Origin of the sequence: Maribacter aquimaris (assembly GCF_014596745.1) — a bacterium.
Classification (GTDB): domain Bacteria; phylum Bacteroidota; class Bacteroidia; order Flavobacteriales; family Flavobacteriaceae; genus Maribacter_A; species Maribacter_A aquimaris.
In genome coordinates this window covers 832,692-856,556 of record NZ_JABTCF010000001.1, presented here as the reverse complement: position 1 = coordinate 856,556, position 23,865 = coordinate 832,692, and the positions used below count along the sequence as shown (strand labels likewise).

General features: G+C 37.7%; 17 protein-coding genes and 1 tRNA gene. 16 read left to right on the top strand and 2 right to left on the bottom strand.

Annotated features, from left to right (window positions below; genetic code table 11):
- Window position 1 precedes the first annotated feature (1 nt).
- Window positions 2–1,135, bottom strand: coding sequence for a glycoside hydrolase family 130 protein (locus tag HPE56_RS03715; RefSeq protein ID WP_188242399.1), 1,134 nt, complete (start codon window positions 1,133–1,135; stop codon window positions 2–4).
- A 192-nt stretch (window positions 1,136–1,327) separates the two neighbouring features.
- Between HPE56_RS03715 and HPE56_RS03710 the strand changes: the two genes are divergently transcribed.
- Both HPE56_RS03710 and HPE56_RS03705 read left to right on the top strand, forming a co-directional pair.
- The gene (locus tag HPE56_RS03710) at window positions 1,328–1,951 is read left to right on the top strand and encodes a M15 family metallopeptidase (protein ID WP_223170168.1); all 624 of its coding nucleotides are present in this window, start codon (window positions 1,328–1,330) and stop codon (window positions 1,949–1,951) included.
- Window positions 1,952–1,966: 15 nt separating this feature from the next.
- Window positions 1,967–2,881 (top strand): alpha/beta hydrolase, encoded by a 915-nt coding sequence (locus tag HPE56_RS03705; protein ID WP_188242397.1) that lies wholly within the window; start codon window positions 1,967–1,969, stop codon window positions 2,879–2,881.
- 57 nt (window positions 2,882–2,938) lie between these two features.
- Here HPE56_RS03705 and HPE56_RS03700 read toward each other — a convergent pair whose 3' ends face one another.
- The gene (locus tag HPE56_RS03700; protein WP_188242396.1) at window positions 2,939–4,516 is read right to left on the bottom strand and encodes a right-handed parallel beta-helix repeat-containing protein; all 1,578 of its coding nucleotides are present in this window, start codon (window positions 4,514–4,516) and stop codon (window positions 2,939–2,941) included.
- A gap of 128 nt (window positions 4,517–4,644) precedes the next feature.
- Here HPE56_RS03700 and HPE56_RS03695 point away from each other — a divergent pair.
- The 14 genes from HPE56_RS03695 to HPE56_RS03630 all read left to right on the top strand — a co-directional run bounded on the left by HPE56_RS03695 (window position 4,645) and on the right by HPE56_RS03630 (window position 23,032).
- Window positions 4,645–4,718 (top strand) — tRNA-Pro (locus HPE56_RS03695).
- Between the two features lie 249 nt (window positions 4,719–4,967).
- The gene (locus tag HPE56_RS03690) at window positions 4,968–6,221 is read left to right on the top strand and encodes a site-specific integrase (protein WP_188242395.1); all 1,254 of its coding nucleotides are present in this window, start codon (window positions 4,968–4,970) and stop codon (window positions 6,219–6,221) included.
- A 362-nt stretch (window positions 6,222–6,583) separates the two neighbouring features.
- Window positions 6,584–7,003: an HYC_CC_PP family protein gene (locus HPE56_RS03685; protein ID WP_188242394.1), complete on the top strand. Its 420-nt coding sequence runs from the start codon at window positions 6,584–6,586 to the stop codon at window positions 7,001–7,003.
- Between the two features lie 118 nt (window positions 7,004–7,121).
- Window positions 7,122–10,874, top strand: coding sequence for an efflux RND transporter permease subunit (locus HPE56_RS03680; protein ID WP_188242393.1), 3,753 nt, complete (start codon window positions 7,122–7,124; stop codon window positions 10,872–10,874).
- Window positions 10,871–12,088, top strand: a complete 1,218-nt coding sequence (locus HPE56_RS03675; protein ID WP_188242392.1) for a TolC family protein — start codon at window positions 10,871–10,873, stop codon at window positions 12,086–12,088. Before HPE56_RS03680 ends, HPE56_RS03675 begins: the two co-directional genes overlap by 4 nt.
- A gap of 3 nt (window positions 12,089–12,091) precedes the next feature.
- Window positions 12,092–12,658: a helix-turn-helix domain-containing protein gene (locus tag HPE56_RS03670; protein ID WP_188242391.1), complete on the top strand. Its 567-nt coding sequence runs from the start codon at window positions 12,092–12,094 to the stop codon at window positions 12,656–12,658.
- 72 nt (window positions 12,659–12,730) lie between these two features.
- Window positions 12,731–15,178, top strand: coding sequence for a multicopper oxidase domain-containing protein (locus HPE56_RS03665; RefSeq protein ID WP_223170167.1), 2,448 nt, complete (start codon window positions 12,731–12,733; stop codon window positions 15,176–15,178).
- 30 nt (window positions 15,179–15,208) lie between these two features.
- On the top strand, window positions 15,209–15,817 hold the full coding sequence (locus HPE56_RS03660; protein ID WP_188242389.1) for a DUF3347 domain-containing protein: 609 nt from the start codon (window positions 15,209–15,211) through the stop codon (window positions 15,815–15,817).
- On the top strand, window positions 15,818–16,270 hold the full coding sequence (locus HPE56_RS03655; RefSeq protein ID WP_188242388.1) for a heme-binding domain-containing protein: 453 nt from the start codon (window positions 15,818–15,820) through the stop codon (window positions 16,268–16,270). It begins immediately after the preceding gene.
- 279 nt (window positions 16,271–16,549) lie between these two features.
- Window positions 16,550–19,051, top strand: coding sequence for a heavy metal translocating P-type ATPase (locus HPE56_RS03650; RefSeq protein ID WP_188242387.1), 2,502 nt, complete (start codon window positions 16,550–16,552; stop codon window positions 19,049–19,051).
- Window positions 19,052–19,063: 12 nt separating this feature from the next.
- Window positions 19,064–19,651 (top strand): DUF2911 domain-containing protein, encoded by a 588-nt coding sequence (locus HPE56_RS03645; protein ID WP_188242386.1) that lies wholly within the window; start codon window positions 19,064–19,066, stop codon window positions 19,649–19,651.
- Window positions 19,652–19,731: 80 nt separating this feature from the next.
- Entirely contained in the window at window positions 19,732–20,226 is a 495-nt protein-coding gene (locus HPE56_RS03640) for a DUF305 domain-containing protein (protein WP_188242385.1), read from the top strand.
- Window positions 20,227–20,231: 5 nt separating this feature from the next.
- Window positions 20,232–21,968, top strand: coding sequence for an efflux RND transporter periplasmic adaptor subunit (locus HPE56_RS03635; protein ID WP_188242384.1), 1,737 nt, complete (start codon window positions 20,232–20,234; stop codon window positions 21,966–21,968).
- Window positions 21,969–22,195: 227 nt separating this feature from the next.
- Window positions 22,196–23,032, top strand: a complete 837-nt coding sequence (locus HPE56_RS03630) for a DUF932 domain-containing protein (protein WP_188242383.1) — start codon at window positions 22,196–22,198, stop codon at window positions 23,030–23,032.
- Window positions 23,033–23,865 lie beyond the last annotated feature (833 nt).

The following is a 23,865-nucleotide window of genomic DNA, read 5'->3' as shown; positions in this document are numbered from 1 at the left end:
TTTAATCTTTCTTGATGGCCAACCCTACCATGGAATCCGCTGTTCCATAATATAAAAACCATTGGTTCTTGAAATATACCAATCCTTCGATAAAAGTAGTTCCAGCTTTGTACTGACCTGTGATTTCATGTGGCAGGTCGGGACAGATAAAGGGGGTTTCCAATCGCGCTAAAACCTTCGTCGGGTCGTTTTTGTCGAAGAGTACTTGTCCGCCACAATAGGTGCCTTCAGGGACTTTATCCGTAGCTCCCTCACCACTTAGGTTTTTACCGTTGTATAACAAAAGAATACCGTTTTCCGTATAAATCGCAGGGGGTCCAGGTTCGGTCAAGTGACTGTCGAATTCATTGGGGGATGGTTTAAAGACATGAAGGGGTTCCCCATTGGCGTCCAAAATGGGTTCCCAATCAATTCCATCATCGGAAAGGGCCAGATTAACAAAGAGTTCCCCCCAATACATGAGGTATTTTCCGTTGATTTTTTTCGCGACAAGTTTTCCATTGACCAATTCGGTCACCATAGAACCAGATTTACTCCAAATGTCCAGGAATTTTCCGTTATGTGCCGTTTCAAAAACGGGACCGTGTTTGGTCCAACTTCTGAGGTCTTTTGATGTTGCACTTGAGAGTCGGGCCACATCCTTGTTCCAGCTGGTGTACAGCATAATATAGGAGCCTTCCGGGGTTTCCACAACACGAGGGTCCTCAATGCCCCCTGGTTGGTCCCATTTGCTGAATGCATCATCATCGGGATAGAGAACCGGTTCCGGATGTTTGGTGAAATGAATTCCGTCCGTACTGTAAGCAAGACCGATTCGTGAAGTCCTTCCACCCAAAATGGCAGCAGGATTGTCTTCAGCCCTGAACAATAAAAAAACAGTATCGTTCCTGACAATGGCCCCTGGGTTGAAGACATCGGCCTTTTGCCATTGTACTTCCTTCCTGGAAATCGGGTCTTGAAACGTATAGCTCGAATCTGCCACCATAATGGGATTTATAGTGGTTTTTTTGAATCCGAGCATCCAATTTTGTAATGAAGGTTCGTTATTTTGTTCCGCTACCGCTTTTTCTTCCTTGCAAGAGAAGAAACTAAGGGCAATGAGTAAAAACAAACTTCTGAAATTATTTTTTTTCATATGAAATTTGATGTCTTAGGATTTTAATCAAACAAAGAATTATATGTAACTTGATCCTTCTTAGTTCAACCTTCTAAATATAAAGGAATCAAACCACGAAACAGTTATATGGGCCGATTATTTTTTCTCTTTAGTTTGATTTTGATTTACAGCTGTAAAGAGTCTCCAACAAAAAAAATCATAGAACCCCCGATGCCATTGGAAGTCATGGATACGGTCAAAAAAGAAAAGCCCGTAGCCAAGAAATTCAGGTCCTTTGAAGGCTTGGCCGATAGTACTTTTGTTAGACTTGCCGATTTTAGTGATGATTTTGCCTATGATATGCGCTATGCCACGGAGAATAATTTCTTAAAGGCCAAGGTTTATGATTGTGCCGAATGTTATACCCGTGTAAAAACGGCAAAAGCACTCGTAAAGGCCAATAAGGAGTTTAATGAGCATGGTGTGAAAATTAAATTCTACGATTGTTATCGACCAAATTCCGTACAATATAAAATGTGGGAGATTGTTCCCAATCCGCAATATGTGGCAAACCCTGTAAAGGGATCTATACATAACAAGGGTGGTGCCGTGGACATTACCTTGGTGACCTTGGAAGGGGAAGAATTGGATATGGGTACTGATTTTGATTTTTTTGGAAAGCGGGCCTATCACGATAATTTGGATCTACCCCAAGAGGTGTTGGACAATCGACTATTGCTTAAGGAAACCATGGAAAGACATGGATTTTGGTCCATACGGACAGAATGGTGGCATTACAACCTATCCGCTGCATCTAACGATAAGGTAGCCGATTTTAAATGGAAATGTAATTAATAACTAGAAATACGAATGGATAAAATAACACTACTTATTGTATTAGCCATGGGTGTAAACGCTTTTTCACAAGATACCATAATGCCGTTGTGGCCCAAAGACAAGATACCAAACCACGTAGCATCCCTTGAGAAGGAAGAGCATGTCATGGAGGATATTTTGCTTATAAGTACGGTGCAAGAGCCAACCATTGAGGTGTATTTACCCTCAAAAAAGAATGCTACCGGTCAGGCAGTGGTGATTTTCCCTGGAGGGGGATATCGCATTTTGGCCTATGATTGGGAGGGAACAGATATCGCCAAATTCTTGAATAGTAAAGGCATTGCAGGTATAGTGGTCAAGTATCGCCTACCTTCATCGGTATCCCAGACCCACCAAGAGGATGTGCCGTTGATCGATGCGCAAAGGGCTTTGCGCTTAGTAAGGAGTAGGGCAGAGGCGTTTCATATCGACCCTAATAAAATTGGAGCTATGGGCTTTTCCGCTGGGGGGCATTTGGCTTCGACTTTAGGAACCCATTTTGAAGAGAAGGTATACACGCCAATAGATGACGTTGATACATGGAGTGCACGACCCGATTTTATGGCGTTGTGTTACCCGGTAATCACCTTTGGCCAATCTTCTACCCACGGGGGCTCCCAGGAGAATTTATTGACCAAGGACCCTAAACCGGGGATGGTTGATCGTTTTAGTAACGAAAAACAGGTTTCATCGAATACACCCCCTACATTTTTATTGCATGCAACGGATGACAAGTCGGTACCTGTTGAGAACAGTTTGGTGTTTTACAGGGCGTTGGTCAAGAACAATGTTCCGGCCACGATGCATATATATCCAAATGGAGGACACGGCTTTTCTTTGGGACTGAAGGACCCCTATTTAAGAACTTGGACGGATAACCTCTGTGAATGGCTAAGAAGCCTAGAGTAGAGTAAACAAAAACAGCAAGCGAAAAGGCTTGCTGTTTTTGTTATATCGGCTCCTGATTTAGAATTCATAGGCCCCTATATCTATAGATGCCCCCTTTATTTCCCTGGGCTCTACACCATTTGGCGACTTAAATTGATATTCTAATTTTTTGACGTAGGCCGGAATTTCCATTCCTGCATCAATAGCTTTTGAACCGGTTTGCAGTTTATAGGCGTTGGCGGGATCGACTGAGAAGTCTTGATCCGGAACGATCATTTGCGCTACGGTTTCATATGTCAAACTACCACTGCTACAACGTTTTTGGTCTTCGCCGGTAAATCTGGTGCTATATGCCGCTACGGTGGCATCGCTGATCAAATTATTGGAAAATAGGCCGACCGACCCCGAGTTTCTTAGTACACTCACCTGTATATTGGGATCGCTACTATCGTTCTCATAGTAGAGGATATTGTTGAAGGCTTTCAAGGTGCCTTCGCAAAAGGTAAGGTCAAAAAACATCTTACGGTAGCTTACTTTGTTGTTCCCTTTTAAAACAAAAGTATTGTTGTAACAATACAAGGTCCCCTTTCTATTTCCTTTGCCATCGGGCGATGCGGAATCGACATCGTTTCCATAATGCAAAATAGTACCGGCTCCCGGATTGCTTCCTTCTATAATATTACCGGCAAAATAGGTGGTTTTAAAAGAATCCAATTGAGGAAAGTAATCTACGGCGTTTTCTGTTTCGGCAAGGTTGATTTGTCTTGCTGCTGGGCCGACAAAACGATTGTACATGATAACATCCCCTGCCGACCGGCTTTTGTAGTTTGCGCCATGGGAACCTTCTCGAACGGGTCCGAATTGATTTCCTATAGAAACAAGGCCATCCGCCTCGATATAAATATTGTGTTGTTGGGAAACATTGAAGGTGCCATTGCCTTTAATGATGTTGTTGTTCAACCGTACATCTATTAAGGGGTCTTTGGGACTGTTATAGGCCCCGAAAATGCCATTTCCGTTATGAGTGATGATACAGTTGTTCACTTCTATATGGGCACCCCTCATATAAATACCAGAGGCGGCCCTTGAAAAGGGCTTCAGCTTTTCAGAACCCATTTCATAAGTTTTTTGTGAGTCGTCTTCTTTATATTGATGTGCCCCTTGTATCTGTAGGTTGCTGATATTGATATACTCCGGGTGGTTGTCGGCTGTTGCACTAATTATGACCATACCGAGGTAGGCTATGGTAGAATTGAAATACGAGCGGAGGTCAATGGGTCTTACCCTGGAATTTGTGCCGTCTAAGACAGGTAGTTTACCATTTTCATCGGGAACCCCACATATGCAAATCGGTTCGGTTTCTGTACCGCGGGTACTTATGATGATCCGTTCGTAATAGGGTTTGTCTTTTGCATAGATTCGAACGGCATCGCCAGGTCCTAAATTTTCGGTAGGGACATCGATAATGTTTTCATATTCTTTTCCCGGCCCGACTTCATAAAGTTTGCCATTGCCTTTGGCCTCGCAAATTTTTATGCTTCCGGTGCTAATATCCGGAGAATCGATTTCTTGCAGATGGTTTTCCTCGTCCTTGGAACACGCGATGCAAAAAATCAAAAAGAAAATGTAAGTCAGTTCTTTTAAAGTGTACTTCATATGTTTGGAACGTTTGGTTAAAAAAATAACAACGATTTGATAAAAAAGATGTTGTACAGAAAATCAAGGAATTCTTTAAAAAGAGAATGGATTATCTAAATAACTTTTATATTTTTGCAATCCGATTTCGGGATGTGGCGCAGTCCGGTAGCGTACACGGCTGGGGGCCGTGTGGTCGCAGGTTCAAATCCTGTCATCCCGACGAAACTGGATATCAATCCATACTAAAAGCCTGTTAATCTTATGATTAACAGGCTTTTATGTTATTAGGAATATCAAAAAAAAACAATTATATCCAAAGAACACGTCAACAATTCGGTTAACAAATTAATTTTTAAAAAAGTGTTGACCGAATTGTTAAAATTCATGGACGTAGGCTAAATAAATGTATCTTTAAGTGATTTGACTTTCGTCTGATAACAACATTTAATGTTAATAAAAAGACGAAATTATGAAAACATCTTCTTCATTCAGTATTCTGTTTTGGGTAAACTTATCCAGAACAAAGAACAGTGAGGCATCACTTTACGCGCGGATTACCGTAAACGGAAACAGGGCTGCCATCAGTTTAAATCGCAAAGTTTTAATAACCAACTGGGATAGTGACAGAAATAGGGCAAAGGGCACCGGACAAAAATCACGTATCCTTAATACCTATCTAGACGAAACTTATAATCAGTTATTTCAAGCCTATCAAGACTTAAAGTCAGAACATAAGCAAATAACTGCGCGGTCGGTTAAAGCAAGGTTTCTTGGTTTGGATGCAATCAACCGTTCGGTCTTGGATATCATTAACTATCATAATGAGGATATGCAAGGGAAACTGAAATGGGGAACTCAAAAGAACTATTTTACAACACAGCGCTATATTTCTAGGTTTCTCTCAAAGGCTGATAAGAGTCCAGATATACAGTTAAGGGAACTGGATTATGACTTTATCATAAAGTTTGAGAAGTTTTTGAGAGGCTATATTCCCCAAGATCATCAAAGGCGCATGGGGAACAATACAGTTATGAAGCATATAGAACGCTTTAGAAAACTGATTAACCTATCGCGTAAATTGGGATGGATGGAACGCGACCCTTTCATTAATTTTAAGGCGAAACGAATTAAGACTGAACGCGGCTTTTTAAGTCTATTGGAACTTCAGGAAATAGAGAAAAAGAATTTCACTATTCCAAGATTACAATTGGTAAGGGATTTGTTTGTCTTTAGTTGCTATACGAGTTTGAGTTATATCGATGCTATCAATCTTAGCGCCGAGAATATTCGAATTGGTATTGATGGGGAACTATGGATTTATTATAATCGTGAAAAAACAACCAAGCCTATTCATATTCCTTTATTGCCAAAAGCTTTGGATATCATAGATAAGTATAAGGATAACCAAAAAGCGATTTTACAAGGCAGAGTATTTCCCAAAATATCAAACCAGAAATTGAATTCTTATCTAAAGGAAATAGCAGACGTATGCGGTATAGAAAAGAATCTCACTTTTCATATTGCCAGGCATACTTTTGCCACAACTGTCACTCTAAGTAACGGGATGCCTATAGAAACCGTTTCAAAATTATTGGGGCATTCAAAGATAGCTACTACTCAAATTTATGCGAAAGTTATAGAACGAAAAGTAAGTGATGATATGCGAAAATTACGGGTCCAATTTAATGAAATTGAAAAAGAAAAAACGGCTGAAAATTCTTAATTACACTTTAAAGAAAAAAATATGGAACTATCAATAATTTTTGTTAGTATCAAGCTCATAACCCGAAGGTCACTGGTTCGAGTCCAGTTCCCGCTACTAGTAAAATCAAGCCTTTCAGGAAACTGAGAGGTTTTTTTATGGCTCAGGTACAACATTAGGTACAACATATTGAACTTATGCGTTACCAAATAAATATTGTTTCTATCTGCCATAAAATACTACCGAATGATATTATTTAAACTTTATTTTAACAGAGTTTGCAATTGAAACCCATAAATATAATTTTCTTCAAAATGGATAGTGTCAATTAAATTGTTGTTAAACTCAATAAAAAAATGTTAAATTCTTGTATATTTGCAACAATGAAACAATTATTTCATAAAATAATTTCAATTGCAATGGCTTTGGTAGTATTGCTTACTACAACGTCGTTCACGATTGATATGCATTATTGTGGAGGTAATATGGTTGATTTCTCTTTCTTTCATAATGTAGAGACTTGTGGAATGGAAAATGCTGAAATAGCATCTACTTGTGAGAATCCAGAATTATCAAAAAAATCTTGTTGTTCAGATGACCAATTGACTATTGATGGACAAGATGACTTAAAAAATAATTTTTCCAATCTTACTTTTGACCAGCAAGTCTTTGTTGCTTCATTCGCATATTCATATATCAGTCTTTTTGAAGGAACAGCATCTAACGAAGTTCCTTTCTTCGATTATGCACCACCCTTTGTCAAACGGGATGTGCAGGTATTGCACCAGACTTTCCTTATTTGATTTTTAAACAGTAATCTTTTTGCCCTATGGTTTTTCCGTCTAGGGCTCAACTTGTTGTGTTTGCTTTTCTGTATAACAGAATTTCAATCCTTTCATAACTGTTTAATTATCAAAATATATGCTTAATAAAGCTATCAAATACCTTATAGAAAACAAACTCGTCGCAGTTTTAATGCTCACCTTATTTATAGGTTGGGGCGTTGTAAATGCACCTTTTGGATGGGACACCAGTTTTTTACCTTCGAATCCTGTTGCAGTAGATGCCATTCCAGATATTGGGGAAAATCAACAGATTGTTTTTACCAAGTGGCAAGGTCGTTCCCCACAAGATATTGAAGACCAAATTACCTATCCTTTAACAACTTCCTTATTGGGTATTCCTGGAGTAAAAACGATTCGTAGTTCCTCTATGTTCGGATTTTCCAGTATCTATATCATTTTTGAAGAAGATATTGAGTTTTACTGGTCTCGTAGTCGGATTTTAGAGAAACTAAATTCACTGCCAGCAAACCTATTACCAGATGGCGTAAACCCATCTTTAGGACCTGATGCCACAGGTTTAGGTCAAATATATTGGTACACTTTGGAAGGACGTGATGAAGAAGGAAATGTAACGGGTGGATGGGATTTACAGGAACTACGGAGCATTCAAGATTACTATGTAAAATATGGTTTGTCTTCGGCAAGTGGTGTTTCAGAAGTAGCTTCTATAGGTGGTTATGTTCAGGAATATCAAGTAGATGTTGACCCTGAAAAAATGCGACAATACACTATTAGTTTGAGTGATGTCGTAAAAGCGGTAAAGGAAAGCAACCAAGATATTGGGGCGCAGACCTTGGAAATAAATCAAGCAGAATATTTAGTTCGTGGTTTGGGTTATGTGAAATCTGTGGCTGACATTGAAAATGCCGTAGTCACTTCAGAAAATTTTACTTCTATACGAATCAAGGATATTGCAAAAGTAAATTTAGGACCACAGACTAGACGTGGTATTTTAGATAAGGAAGGTGCTGAAGTTGTGGGTGGTGTTGTTGTGGCTCGCTACGGTGCAAATCCAATGGAGGTTATCAATAATGTGAAAGACCAGATAGCAGAACTCTCATCGGGATTGCCAAGCAAAGTTTTGGCAGACGGTCGCACTTCACAAGTAACCATTGTTCCATTTTATGACCGTACGGAACTGATTCAAGAAACACTTCACACGCTCAATGAAGCTCTTACGCTTGAAATTCTAATTACAATTCTGGTTATCATCGTGATGGTGTTCAACCTGCGTGCATCCATTCTAATTTCTGGATTATTGCCTGTCGCCGTTTTGATGGTTTTTATAGCGATGAAGCTATTCAATGTAGATGCAAATATCGTTGCACTTTCAGGTATTGCCATTGCCATCGGTACTATGGTAGATGTTGGAGTCATTCTTGCCGAAAATATGATTCGGCATTTGGAAGATGAAAAATTACGTTTTAAAGAAAGTGGAATCGAATACACTACAAATGAAATTGTCTATAATGCTACAGCTGAAGTTTCAGGAGCTATTTTAACAGCTGTTCTCACAACCATCATAAGTTTCATACCAGTATTTACATTGATAGGTGCCGAGGGAAAACTTTTCAGACCACTGGCATTTACGAAAACAGCGGCGCTTACTGCTGCCTTAGTTATTGCACTTTTTTTGATACCGCCATTTGCAGCTTACCTGTTCAGAAAAACCAATATTAGAGAGCGTTCTAAATATATTCTAAATGGTTTGCTCATCATTCTTGGCATAGCTGCTATTATTTATGGCTATTGGTTGGGGCTTGTTTTGATAGGGTATGGCGTGGTTGCCTTACTGAGCGTTCGGGATATTGTTACCACAAAAAGAGCCAATCTACTTCATATCATTATTTCCTGCATTGCAATTGTTTTCTTACTTGCTGAATATTGGCGACCGCTTGGTTTTGACCGTAGTATCCTAATGAACTTGATTTTTGTATCGATTATCTGTTTTGGATTACTGGGTGTGTTTTCAATTTTCCAAAGGTATTATGACAATATATTACGCTGGGCACTTGAAAACCGACTGCTATTTTTAATCATTCCAACAACGGTGTTCATTTTAGGAGCGGTTATAATGCGTAATACAGGCAAAGAATTTATGCCATCGCTTAACGAAGGCTCATTTCTTTTAATGCCTACTTCTTTACCGCACTCAGGTGTAGAAGAAAATAAGCGCGTACTGCAACAACTCGATATGGCGGTCGCCACGATTCCCGAAATAGAAACTGTAGTTGGAAAATCTGGACGAACAGAATCTGCACTCGACCCAGCACCGCTTTCAATGTATGAAAATATGATTCAGTATAAATCTGAATATATGCGGAATGAAGTTGGAGAGAGACAACGTTATCAAATCAATGAAGACGGATTGTTTGTACTGAAAAATAATAAGTTCATTATCAATCCAAATAATGAAATCGATGATAATGCAAACTACGAAGCATCTCAACTAAAAACAAATGCAACTCGTGAGGAATTAATTCCTGATGATGATGGAGAATACTACCGAAACTGGCGACCAGATATAAACAGTCCTAATGATATTTGGAATGAAATTGTTAAGGTCACCAAATTCCCTGGGGTTACCTCTGCGCCGAAGTTACAACCTATCGAGACAAGATTGGTAATGCTTCAAACTGGAATGCGAGCACCTATGGGAATTAAAGTAAAAGGTCCTGATTTAAAAACTATTGAAGCTTTTGGCTTGCAATTGGAAGAATTATTAAAACAATCCGAGGGCGTTAAAGAGCAAGCTGTTTTTGCAGACCGTATTGTAGGTAAACCTTATTTACTTATTGATATAAAAAGAGAGCAATTGGCGCGATACGGAATTTCAATTATGGATGTTCAAGAAGTGCTACAAGTAGCCGTAGGCGGTATGCCACTTACCCAAACTGTAGAAGGTCGTGAGCGTTATGGAGTTCGTGTTCGCTATCCAAGGGAGTTACGTGGCAATCCAGACGACCTCAAAAAGATTTATGTACCCGTAGAAAAAGGGAGTCCTGTTCCTTTAGGCGAGCTGGTGGATATTCGCTATGAACAGGGACCACAAGTAATTAAAAGTGAGGACACTTTTCTGATAGGTTATGTGCTTTTTGATAAGCTAGATGGTTTTGCCGAAGTAGATGTGGTTGAAAATGCACAGGCTTTGTTTAAAAAGAAAATTGAGGCTGGCGAGTTAATCGTTCCTAAAGGAATCAGTTACAAGTTTACAGGGACTTACGAAAATCAATTACGAGCAGAGAAAACACTTTCTGTTGTAGTTCCGCTTGCACTTGCAATCATTTTCTTGATTCTATACTTCCAGTTCAAATCTGTGAGCACATCGCTTATGGTTTTTTCAGGAATTGCTATAGCGTTTGCAGGTGGCTTCATTATGATTTGGTTGTACGGTCAAGATTGGTTCTTCAATTTTAATCTATTTGGAGAAAATATGCGGGACCTATTCAATATGAAAACCATCAATTTAAGTGTGGCGGTTTGGGTAGGATTTATTGCACTTTTCGGTATTGCTACAGATGATGGCGTTGTAATGGCAACCTATCTCACACAGTCCTTCGATAGAGAAAATCCAACGGACAAAAAGGGAATTCGATTGGCAACCCTAGAAGCTGCCGGTAAGAGAATCCGTCCTTGCCTAATGACAACTGTAACGACCATTTTAGCGCTGTTACCCATTTTAACTTCTACAGGAAAAGGAAGCGATATAATGATACCTATGGCGATCCCTATTTTTGGTGGGATGATAATCGACATTACCTCTTATTTCTTATTACCTGTGTTATTTAGCTGGAAGAAAGAGTATCAACTTAAAAGAGCAAACAAATGAAAAATTTAAAAATAATAGTATGTCTTTTGTTCGTTTCCACTATCTCGAAAGCACAACAATTACAGACCTACATCGAAGAGGCAAATAGCAATAATCCAGAAATTCAAGCCTATAATTTACGGTACAACATCGCCGAAGAAAAAGTAAATGAAGTGGACTGGATTCCAAATACAGAATTTAGTGTAGGGTATTTTGTAAGCGAACCGGAGACGAGAACAGGAGCGCAACGCGCACGAATTGGTTTTAAACAAATGTTACCTTGGTTCGGCACTATTACAGCTAGAGAAAACTATGCCACTTCTATGGCCGAAACTGAATATGTGGAAATTACCATTGCCAAAAGAAAATTGGCACTTTCAGTTGCAGAAATATATTACAAGCTTTATGAAATTAGAACACAACATAAAATACTTGACAAAAATATTCAATTGTTGAAAACCTATGAAAAACTTGCGTTAACATCTGTAGAGGTTGGTAAAGCATCAGCAGTAGATGTGTTGCGGTTGCAGATAAGGCAGAATGAATTAGTTCAAAAAAAGGAAGTTCTAGAGCAACAAGTATTAGGCATCCAGACGGCTTTAAATAAACTTTTGAATAGGGAGTATGATAAATCGGTCGAAACTGTTACTTTTTTACCACTGCCTGATGAAGATACCATCTCTAGTTATGACGCATTAAAGTTCAACCCCGAACTGCTTAAATACGATAAACTCTACGAATCCGTCTCACAAGCCGAATTACTGAACCAACGTGAAGGTTTACCAATGATAGGTTTTGGGGTAGACTACCTACCAGTTTCTGAAATGGCTGATATGAATTTCAGCGATAACGGTAAGGACATTTTAATGCCTATGATTTCGGTTACTGTTCCGCTTTTTAACAATCGCTATAAATCTATAACAAAGCAAAACGAATTGCGTCAGAAAGAAATTGAGATGCAAAAAAAACAGCGATTGAATGTGCTGGAGTCCGCTTTTGCGAAAGCAACATCCCAACGTAACCAAGCTCGAATTGCCTACAATACACAAAAGCAAAATTTAAAGCAAGCTAAAGATGCCGAGCAAATTCTAATCAAGAATTATGAAACGGGCACTATTGATTTTAATGATGTGCTGGATATACAGGAGTTACAACTCAAATTTGAGTTAAATCAAGTAGAGTCGATACAGATGTATTACATACAGTCTGCACTTATTAATTACCTAATTAACTAACCGATGGAAAAGAAATTATTCATAAAAAATATGGTGTGTAACCGCTGTATTAAAGCTATCCAAAGTGATGTTGAAACATTAGGCATTCATTTAAAGCATATTGAATTAGGCTCTATTATTTACGAAGAGAAATCCAATGATGATTTTAAGAACATAAAAACTACTCTAGAAAGCAATGGTTTTGAAATTCTACTTGGTCAAGACCAGCAATTAGTAGAACAAACTAAAATTGAACTCATCAAACTATTACAAAAATTGCCTTTGCGATTAGAAAAAACGCTTTCTAAATATTTAGAATTCACAATGAATTTAGAGTACTCAAAAATTAGTAAAATTTTCTCATTCAATGAAAGTATAACCATAGAGAAATACTTTATCAAATTAAAAATTGAAAAAGTGAAAGAGTTGATACAATTACAAGAAAATAACTTTACAGAAATTTCACAACTACTTGATTATAGCAATGTCAATCACTTAAGTAGGCTATTTAAAAATGAAACAGGTTTAAGTCTAACAGACTATAAGAATAGTCAAAAAAGTATAAGAAACGCCTTAGACCAAATTAGGTAGATAAGAACCATAATTGTGATACAATAAGCTTTAAATCAGGAGTAATTTTGTGTCAACATAATGAAAGATAAAATGAAAGATAAAATAATATTACTGTTTCTAACTGCCTTTATTACAGGTGCTTTTGCACAAGAGAAACAAGGCAACATAAACAATCCTCCAGTAAGAGAACATACCATAACCTTGCGACAAGCAATGGTTAACAAAGCAGGAAAAGACGTTATGGGGATGACCGTAAATGGAACAATTCCTGGTCCTACTCTTGAATTTACAGAAGGAGAATATGCGGTTATCTATGTAAAAAACGAAATGGATGTAGAGACTTCTGTGCATTGGCACGGACTTTTACTACCTAATTTCTATGATGGTGTTCCATACTTAAATACACCACCTATAGAACCAGGACATACACAAAAATATGAGTTTCCTATCAAACAATCTGGAACCTATTGGTATCACTCGCATACGATGTTACAAGAACAAAGCGGTGTTTATGGGTCAATAGTTATTCAGCCTAAAGAAAAAGTGTTGGATTATGATAAAGAATTGGTTTTAGTGTTATCTGATTGGACAAATGAAAAGCCAATGAATGTATTGCGTAATTTAAAACGTGGTAACGAATGGTATGGAATTAAAAAAGGAACTGCTACACCACTAAATCAAGTAATCGCACGTGGCGCTTTTGGAGCACAATTAGATTTTTGGAGACAGCGTATGGAAGGAGCAGATATAGCAGATGTCTACTATCCTGCATTTTTAATTAATGGAGAAGAAAGTATTGAGTACCCAGAATTTAAACCTGGTGAAAAAATAAGACTGCGAATGATTAATGGAGGAGCTTCTACCTCTTTTTGGATGACGTTTGGTGGAGAGGTACCTGTACTGGTTTCTTCAGATGGATTAGATGTAGTTCCTGTAGAAAGGAATAAAACATTTATAGGTGTAGCTGAAACGTATGATTTTGTTGTTACAGTACCTCAAGAAGGCAAAATGGAATTTAAAATAACCGCACAAGATGGTTCGGGAACCGCATCTGCTTTTCTTGGAAATGGTAAAACATTACCTGCTATGGATGTTCAAAGACCAGATAAAATTGGGATGATGCAAAAAATGGCAAAGATGGATATGAAAATGGGTGCACACGCTTTAAAGTTTCAGCCAGGTAAAGATGAACGTTTTGAGATGAAAGACGAATATGGGATGCAGATGGATAAGATGCAGGGGATGAATATGAATACTTCGGAAAAGGAAGATGATGTAATGAAAAAGATGAACCATTCCAAAATGAAGGGAATGGATATGAAGAAGGATTCAATACAAATAGATCATTCTAAAATGAAAGGAATGAATTTGAAGAAAGATACAATGCAGATGGATCATTCTAAAATGCAGGGAATGGAGATCAATATGAAGAAGGACACGATTCAAATGGACCATTCCGAAATGCAAGGAATGGAGATGGGTGAGATGGATATGAAGGATGTAATGAATGATATGGATATGTTTGCCGAATATAATTACGATTATTTAAAATCGCCCGAAAAAACAACCTACGACAAGAATGTTCCTGTAAAAGAAATCTTATTGAATCTTACTGGTAATATGAATCGTTATATCTGGAGTATGAATGGTGTACCATTGTCTGAGGCTGATAATATCAAAATAAATAATAAGGAGGTAACGCGCATTACATTCAATAACCTGACGATGATGCACCATCCTATGCACTTGCACGGGCATTTCTTTAGAGTACTTAATGAGAATGGTGAATACTCGCCATTAAAGCACACGGTAAATGTGCCACCAATGCAAAAAATGACCATAGAATTTTATGGGAATAATGGCGATGAGGCTGGAGACTGGTTTTTCCATTGCCACATTTTATATCATATGATGGGTGGTATGGCAAGAGTAGTATCTTATGATACACCAAGAGACCCAAGAATGGATGAATTTCCAGCTTCTAAAATTATAGAAGAAACTAATAAATGGTACACTTGGGGCATTGCAGATGTTGCATCACATACTACAGGTTTTAATTTATTGACTTCTAATATTAGAAATCAATTTAATGCCTCTTTTGAATATGGTTGGAACAATAATCTGGAAGGAGAGTTTACCTATGAACGCTATTTACACGATTATTTAAGAGTTTTTGGTGGTGTGAATATAGAAAACGAGACACGTGATAGCTTAGATGAATTTAGCACTACAGCAGTTGTTGGGGTGCGTTACTTAACACCCTACTTATTCAATTTAGATGTGCGTATTGATAATAAATTAAGACCAAGAATTGGTGTAGGACGCAGTATTATGATATTCCCTAAACTGTCAGTATTCGGTTATTACGAATATCAAATAGATTTAGGTTTTGTAGATAATCTACCTATTAATAAAGACTTCACTTCAGAAACAGTCTGGAGCGCAGGAACCGAGTATATGCTTTCAAGAAACTTCTCATTAATGGCGAGCTACGATAACCGTTTTGGTGCAGGTGGAGGACTGTCAGTAAGATTTTAAAACAATTAATATTAACTAAATAATAAAAAAATGAAAATTTTAAAAACAACATTAGGAATAGTTGCGATAGCATTTATAACCTTAACAATAGTGTCTTGTAAAGATGGCAAGAAGGAACAAAACAATGCGGATGGAAACCATTCAGAAATGAATCACGATAACAGTGACGGTCATCACGACGGCGAGAAAAAGGCAATATCTATGAGCGAAAATGGAAGTGGTAATACACAAGATGTGTTAGATGATTACTTCAGTCTAAAAGATGCCTTGGTTGCAGATGATAATGCGAAAGGGACAGAATTAGGAGCAACTTTGGCAAAAAGTTTTGGTAATCTCGACATTTCAAAATATACAGATACTCAAATAGCCGACTTAAAAGATATTATCGAAGATGCAGTAGAGCACGCAGAGCACATTTCAGAAAGTGATATAGCGCATCAGCGAGAACATTTTAAAATATTGAGCAAGGATGTAACCGATATGGTTGCAATAACTGGAACAGAAATTACACTCTACGAGCAATTTTGCCCAATGTATGATGGAGGTAGCTCTTGGTTGAGTATGGACAAGGAAGTGCGTAATCCATATTACGGAAGCCAAATGTTGAAATGTGGTAAAGTACAGCGTGAGATTAACTAAATGAAAATACTTAGAGTTATAGCTTGGATAGCGCTTGTAGCGTTTATAGTAATTCAATTTTTTCCAACGGAGAAAAACACAAATTACACTACACCAAAAACTGATTTTATGGTGGTCAATAATGTGCCATCAAAAATCGAAAATCAGTTGAAGGTGTCTTGCTATGATTGTCACAGTAATAATACCGAATATCCGTGTTACAATAAGATTCAGCCAGTAGCTTGGTATCTGAAAGATCACGTAAAAGAAGGCAAAGCCGAGCTGAATTTTAATGAATGGGGAAACTATTCAGATAGAAGAAAAAACAGCAAACTACGCTCGATCATAAAGCAGATAGAAAACGGTGAGATGCCTATGGATAGTTACACACTTATGCATAGAGATGCTATGCTTTCAAAGTATGATAAAAATAACGTAATAGCCTATATAACAAGGCTAAAAGATAGTTTATAATAAAGTCCTGAATAGGAAAAGAGAAACTTAATGGTTAGTTAATGAACTTTTTCCTTTTCAGGAACAAATAAGTCCTAATTAGAGAAAGGATTCATTTTTTCATTGGTTATTAGAAACCCTTTCTTTTTTTAGGCGATTATGATATGAAAGATTGTTGTAAAACAGGAAATACTAGTAAGTCAAAAAGTAACCTAAAGCGGTGGTTCAATTATGCTCTTTATGCAATACTGAGCCTTATCATTATAGGAGTCATTTATTTACAGATTATAGAAAACTAATATGAAACACACCTATCACATACAAGGAATGACCTGCAATGGTTGTCGCAGTCACGTTGAGCAAACACTTTCTAAAGTGGAAGGTGTGACCAAAGCATCGGTAGATTTAGAAAAAGAAGAAGCTACCATAGAAATGGAATCTCACATTCCTATTGAAACATTTCAAGAAGCTTTAAAAAATGACGGCGGAAGATACAGCATTCACAATATTGGAGAGCATCATCATTCCGAAGAGGCAAAAGTAGAAAAACCGAAAGGCAAAGGAACGGGCACGTTCTATTGCCCAATGCATTGCGAAGGCGACAAAACGTATGACAAGCCAGGCGATTGTCCTGTTTGTGGAATGGATTTAGTAGAGGAGCAAAATTTATCGGCTGCCACGTCTGAACAATGGACTTGCCCAATGCACCCAGAAATTGTCAAAGATGAAGCCGGAGCTTGCCCTATTTGCGGAATGGACTTAGTCCCAATGGAAGCAGATAGCTCAGCAGAAGAGAAGACCTATCAAAAATTAATTAAGAAGTTCTGGATAGCTGTAGCTTTTACGCTACCAATTTTCCTAATCGCTATGAGCGAGATGATTCCTAATAATCCGTTATATGATTTAATGGAGCAAAAATGGTGGAATTGGATTCAGTTTGGTTTGTCAATTCCTGTAGTGTTTTATGCTACTTGGATGTTCTTTGAAAGAGCTTACCGCAGTATTAAAACGTGGAATCTCAATATGTTCACACTCATAGGTATCGGGGCAGGTGTGGCGTGGTTGTTTAGTGTTTTTGGAATGTTGTTTCCCGACTTTTTTCCAGAACAATTCAAAACGGAATCAGGAGCAGTTCACGTATATTTTGAAGCAGCAACCGTAATACTTACCCTTGTTTTAATGGGTCAGGTTTTAGAGGCAAGAGCGCACAGCAAAACCAATTCCGCAGTCAAGGAATTGTTAAAGCTTGCACCTAATAAAGCGTTACGTGTAGTTGATGGAAATGAAGAAGAAGTTTCTATTGATAAAATTGAAAAAGGAGATATTCTACGTGTTAAGCCAGGCGATAAGATTCCTGTGGACGGTATTATTACAGAGGGAAAAACGACAGTAGATGAATCAATGATTTCTGGAGAACCTATTCCCGTTGATAAAATCGAGGATGACAAAGTAAGTAGCGGTACTATAAACGGCAATCAATCTTTTTTGATGAAAGCCGAAAAAGTAGGTAGTGACACCTTACTTTCTCAAATCATACATATGGTAAACGATGCGAGTCGCAGTCGTGCACCTATTCAAAAACTGGCAGATACTGTTTCAGGATATTTTGTACCCGTAGTAGTTATTATTTCATTAATCACTTTTGCAGTTTGGGCAATTTGGGGTCCAGAACCAGCCTATGTATATGCGCTTGTAAATGCCATTGCAGTATTGATTATTGCCTGTCCGTGTGCGCTTGGATTAGCCACACCTATGTCCGTGATGGTAGGTGTCGGTAAAGGTGCTCAAAATGGCGTCTTAATTAAAAATGCCGAAGCCCTTGAAAAAATGGACAAGGTAACCACCTTGATAGTGGACAAGACAGGAACTATTACCGAAGGAAAACCAACGGTTGAGAAAATAGGAGTATTTGGAAATCGCTTTCGCGAAAGCGACATATTGAAATTTATTGCATCCATAAATAGTTCTAGTGAGCATCCACTTGCCGAAGCTACCGTAAAATATGGTAAGCAACAAAATACTGAAATTTCAAAAACCGAAAATTTTAGTGCCGTTACTGGTAAAGGCGTAGAAGGAACTGTTGATGGCAAAAAACTCGATTTAGGTAATGCTAAAATGATGGAGTATGCAAAAGCCACTATTTCTTCAGAAATGCAAGACGAGGCACAATCGTTTCAAAAACAAGGAAAAACAGTTTCTTATTTAGCTGTAGATGGCGAAGTATCGGGATATGGAGTTATTGGAGATAAAATTAAACAGACAAGTGCCAAAGCCATTAGAGAATTACAAGATAAAGGTATTGCTGTCATTATGCTTACTGGCGATAATCACGATACTGCACAAGCGGTGGCCAAGGAACTGAACCTTGCTGATTTTAAAGCAGGAATGTTACCAGAAGACAAACTCAAAGAAGTAACAAAATTACAAGAACAAGGAAAAGTGGTCGCAATGGCTGGCGATGGTATAAATGATGCGCCAGCATTAGCTAAAAGTGATGTAGGTATCGCAATGGGAACAGGAACTGATGTTGCTATTGAAAGCGCAATGATTACCCTTGTAAAAGGAGATTTGCACGGCATCGTAAAGGCGAAAAACCTAAGTCACGTTGTAATGAAAAATATCAAGCAAAATCTATTTTTTGCGTTGATATATAACACACTTGGAGTGCCGGTTGCGGCAGGTGTATTATTTCCATTTTTCGGAATACTATTATCGCCTATGATTGCTGCACTTGCGATGAGTTTTAGTTCGGTATCAGTCATCGTAAATGCTTTAAGGCTCAAAACAAAATCAATTGAATAACACTTTTATACAATGAAAAACAGTATCATCCTTTTATGTCTTATCCTCTTAGTCTCTTGTAAAGAAACTTCAAAGGAAGCACAAGTACCGCAGCATCAAGACGCGACGGAACAAAAAACAATAAGCGCTGAACCCGCTAAGAAAAAACCATTGAGTCCACACACAAGCGCAATGGCAATGGTAGGAGATGCACATATCCATTTTGATTATTCATCGCCTGGAGTTCGTAATCGTATCGTTTTTGGAGGCTTACTTCCTTATGATGCTGTTTGGCAAGCAGGTGCACATATGGCAACTTGGATGGAAACAAATAAAGATTTAACCATTGATGGAAAAGTCTTAAAAGCTGGAAAATATGGATTCTTTGTTATTCCTAATCAAAAAGAATGGACTATCATTTTCAATACCAATTGGAACCAACACGGTAAAGATGAATATGACAAGAAAGATGATGTATTAAGATTTAAAGTAATCCCTAAAATTTCTGAAGAAATACAAGAGCATTTAGAATATAAAATAACCAAAGTTACCGATACTTCTGGCGCAATTAGTTTGAGCTGGGAGAAAGCGATTGTCGGATTTCCTTTTGATGTAAAATAAGAGGTTAATTCAAAACAATAATTAGTCTTCTTTTTTATAATTAAAGAAGCTAAAAAGGTGTAATTTTTAAATCAGATAAAATGGAAAACAACAGTAAAATGAATCACGATTCAATGAAAAAAAATCAGTACACAAAATTTGTAGGTATGCTAGTAGCATCCTTCCTTGCAATGTACATCACAATGTATTTGAACACCTATGCAATAGACCATGTGTATTTTAGCTTAACTAGGTTTTATATGAGCTGTTTAGGGATATCAGCAATGGCAATCATAATGTTTGTGGCAATGCGGAATATGTATCAAAATAAAAAGAAAAATATTGCGATAGTACTAGGCAGTATCGTTCTATTTGGAACTGCGCTAGGATTGGTAAGAGCACAAGCACCGATTGTGGGCGATGTGTTATGGATGAAAGCAATGATTCCGCACCATTCTATTGCCATACTAACAAGCGAGCGTGCAGACATTCAAGACCCAGAAGTGAAGCAATTAGCTGACGATATTATCAAAGCTCAGAAAAAAGAAATTGAAGAAATGAAGGCAATGATTAATCGACTTCAAAATACAAAATAGAAATTATGAATAAGAACATCTTATATATCGGTATTGCAATAATCATAGGGCTTTTTAGTGGTTATTTGTTATTTGGAAATAAATCGGGTACGTCCAATCATGAACTATCGGACGGTCATAACCATACCAAAGAAGTTAAGAACCAAATGTGGACGTGTTCTATGCATCCTCAAATAATGCAACCAGAACCAGGCGACTGCCCTATTTGTGGAATGGATTTAATTCCAGCAGAATCTGGCGCTGAAGGTCTTGCGATGAACGAAATCAAAATGACAGAAAATGCTATGGCACTAGCCAATATTCAAACTACTATTCTAGGAAATGCTAAAGCATCTGACGAAGATGGAATAATTTCACTCTCTGGAAAAATTGCAGCTAACGAAGAAAACAACGCTGTTCAAGCAAGTTATTTTGATGGACGTATCGAACGATTAAACGTAAATTACGAAGGGCAGAAAGTGAATAGAGGTCAATTATTAGCTACTATTTACGCCCCTAATTTAGTTGCAGCGCAACAGGAATTAATAACAGCAGGGTCTTTAAAGGAATCCCAACCCGCTTTATATAAAGCTGTACGTAACAAATTGAAAAATTGGAAGCTTTCAGAAAAACAAATTGACGCTATCGAAGCATCAGGAAATGTAAGGGACAACTTTCCGATTTACGCAACAGTTTCCGGAACCGTTTCAGAAGTGATGGCAAAAGAAGGCGATTATGTAAAACAAGGTCAGCCGATACTACGAGTGACGAATCTAAATTCGGTTTGGGCAGAATTTGATGCCTACGAAAATCAGATTTCAAATCTAAAGATAGGACAAAAAATAAAGGTAGTGACCAATGCATATCCTAACAAAGAGTTTGATGCTACGGTTTCATTCATTGACCCTATGTTAAATAATTCCACTAGAACGATTACCGTAAGAACAACACTTAAAAACACGGAAGACTTGTTGAAGCCAGGGATGTTTGTAAACGGAAAACTTAAAGGATTGACGGAAACGAATTCCGAACTAATTTCCGTACCGGCAACTGCTGTAATGTGGACGGGAGAACGCTCTTTGATTTATATAAAAACCAACCCAAATGAACCCATTTTTGAAATGCGAGAAGTAACTATTGGTAGCCGAAATGGCGAAAATTTCACTATAACTTCTGGCTTAGAAAATGGAGATGAAATTGTGACCAATGGTACATTTACGGTCGATGCCGCAGCACAACTGCAAGGAAAAAAATCAATGATGAATAAAGGAAAAAGAGATGCCCCTACAATGCTACCGTCTCAAATGAAAATTGATTTATCAGTATCCTTTCAAAAGGATTTTAAAAAGGTGCTCAATCCTTATCTTAAAATGAAAGATGCTTTTGTGTTGAGTGATGCCAATCAAGTTTCTACTTTCGCAAAAGCGACGTCGGAGTCTTTGAAATCCATAGATATTAATAATTTAGGAAAGATGGAGCAATCACATATTACAAAAAGTATCGAAATGCTCGATGCTATTTCAACAAATGACAATCTGGAAAATCAGCGTACCAACTTTGTCATACTTAATGAAAATATAATTCCGATTGCGATGAATATGGACAATTTTGGTGCAATACTGTATGTTCAAAAATGCCCTATGGCCAATAATAATAATAATAATAAAGGTGGTATCTGGTTGAGTACCGAAAAGGATATTAAGAATCCTTATTATGGGGATGCAATGCTAACTTGTGGGAGTGTGATTGAAACAGTTCAGTAAAATTATTAGTTATAAATAAACTCTGCTAAGCAGCAACATTATTCCTTCGTATGGGGAGTTTATTATCATACAATATAACCGCAATTTAAACTCGTAAAATACACCCATCAAAAAACTACGGCATAAACCGTTCGTGCCTTCACTATTTATTCCGTTTCCTTTTGAGCTGAGATTTTAGCTTCCGTTTGGGTACTGCTCAAATATTGTTTAATCTAAATTCAAAAGTTATGTATTTACAAAATATACAGCAGGATGAAATCTTTGTTCCATCGGAAATGAAATCCTTAAAAAGTCTCACACAGATGGAATCCCGACGAGGGCTTGAAAATGCCATAATTTCAAATGGCAAAATTGTCAACGTCGTATCGAACAGCTACGGACACATTCCAAATCAATTATTCTTCAAAAAAGCTGAAGAAATGTTGGCCGATGCACAACTAAACTTCCATAAACGCACCATCAACAAAAATGACAGGTCGTTCATTACAGACTTTATAATTGACGACAAAAGTCAGTTTACGGTCAAGAACAAAAAGGACTTGATACTGCCGATGCTTCGCTTTAAAAATTCTTATGACGGAAGTGAAAAGACCTCTGGCCACTTTGGTTTTTATCGAGAAATATGTTCTAACGGACTGCACGTATCACAAGCCGAAATTGAGTTTTCCATTAAACACAGTAAGAACAATACACAACTAATAATGCCCAGGTTAAGTAACTTGTTCGATAAATTTCTGGATAATGAATTCTATACCATTACCAAGAAATTTGATAAGATGAAAGGATTTAAAATAATCAATACACAAGAGTTCGTGAAAGCCATCCTTGAAAAAACAAAATTGTTTAGATATGAATGTAGCGACAAAAACAGCGACCCCTCAAAAAAGTCTCGTGAAGTTATCGAAATTTTAAATTATGAAGCGTTGTTGCTCAATGAAGAACCAAACCTTTGGTTAGGCTATAACGCTTTCAATGCAGTATTACATAATACGCTGAAGAAAAGTTTCGGTCAACAAGAACGATTGGATAAAAAATTATTCGATGAAGTCTATGAAATGGCTTAGAATAGTAAAGGTTTATCCAGTACCTTAAACTGGATTTTTTGATAAATAAATTAATAGGAACAAAATAAAATCACTCAGCCCATTCCCCTACATTTCGCAGAAAAAGCTTCATTTCGGGAAATGCGCTTTATTATATAAGGTCTTGGACACAATTTAAAAGACTACGATTTCCATTGCGCTGAACCTGCCAGAAAATGGCAGAATCGCTTTATTCCCAATCTACGTCTTTCAAATTAAGTCCGCCTTAAACACTTCGGAAAAGAATAATACTCTTTCATAATCCACTCAGCACATTCCCCTACATTCCACGCTTTCTGCTAAATAGCAGAAACCACTACATTCCTTGAAAAGAGCTTCACTACAATAATCTTGGACACAATCCCCAATTTTAGCTTTCCATTCCGTTAACCCTTCCCGCTAAGCTGGGAAGGAACACTTCATTCCTGAGCCAAAACCGTGAATTAAGTCCGCTTTTTCATCGGAAAGGCATCGCCTCGATTTTCTTAACGGAATTTTCGGTGCAGTCTTCTTGAGCCCTTACTCGAAAATGCCTAAAAACCGAACCGCTGCCTTGCAGATTTTAAGGGGTTTATAATGGATAAAGCCTCTGTCGTTTTTCGGTACAGCGAAAAACTGGCACGACATAACCAATTCTAAATTAAACACAGCTGCTTTTCTCGCTTAACTGCCGGTACGCTCAAACGCAACTGCGTTTAAAAGAATTGCTAATGCCCTTATGGAACTTGTCAAGACTATACAAGTTTTAGTGAAAAATAAGGTTTCTACTTCCTTGAAATTCCAAGGAATTTACTACGTCGCAAACACACCTGATT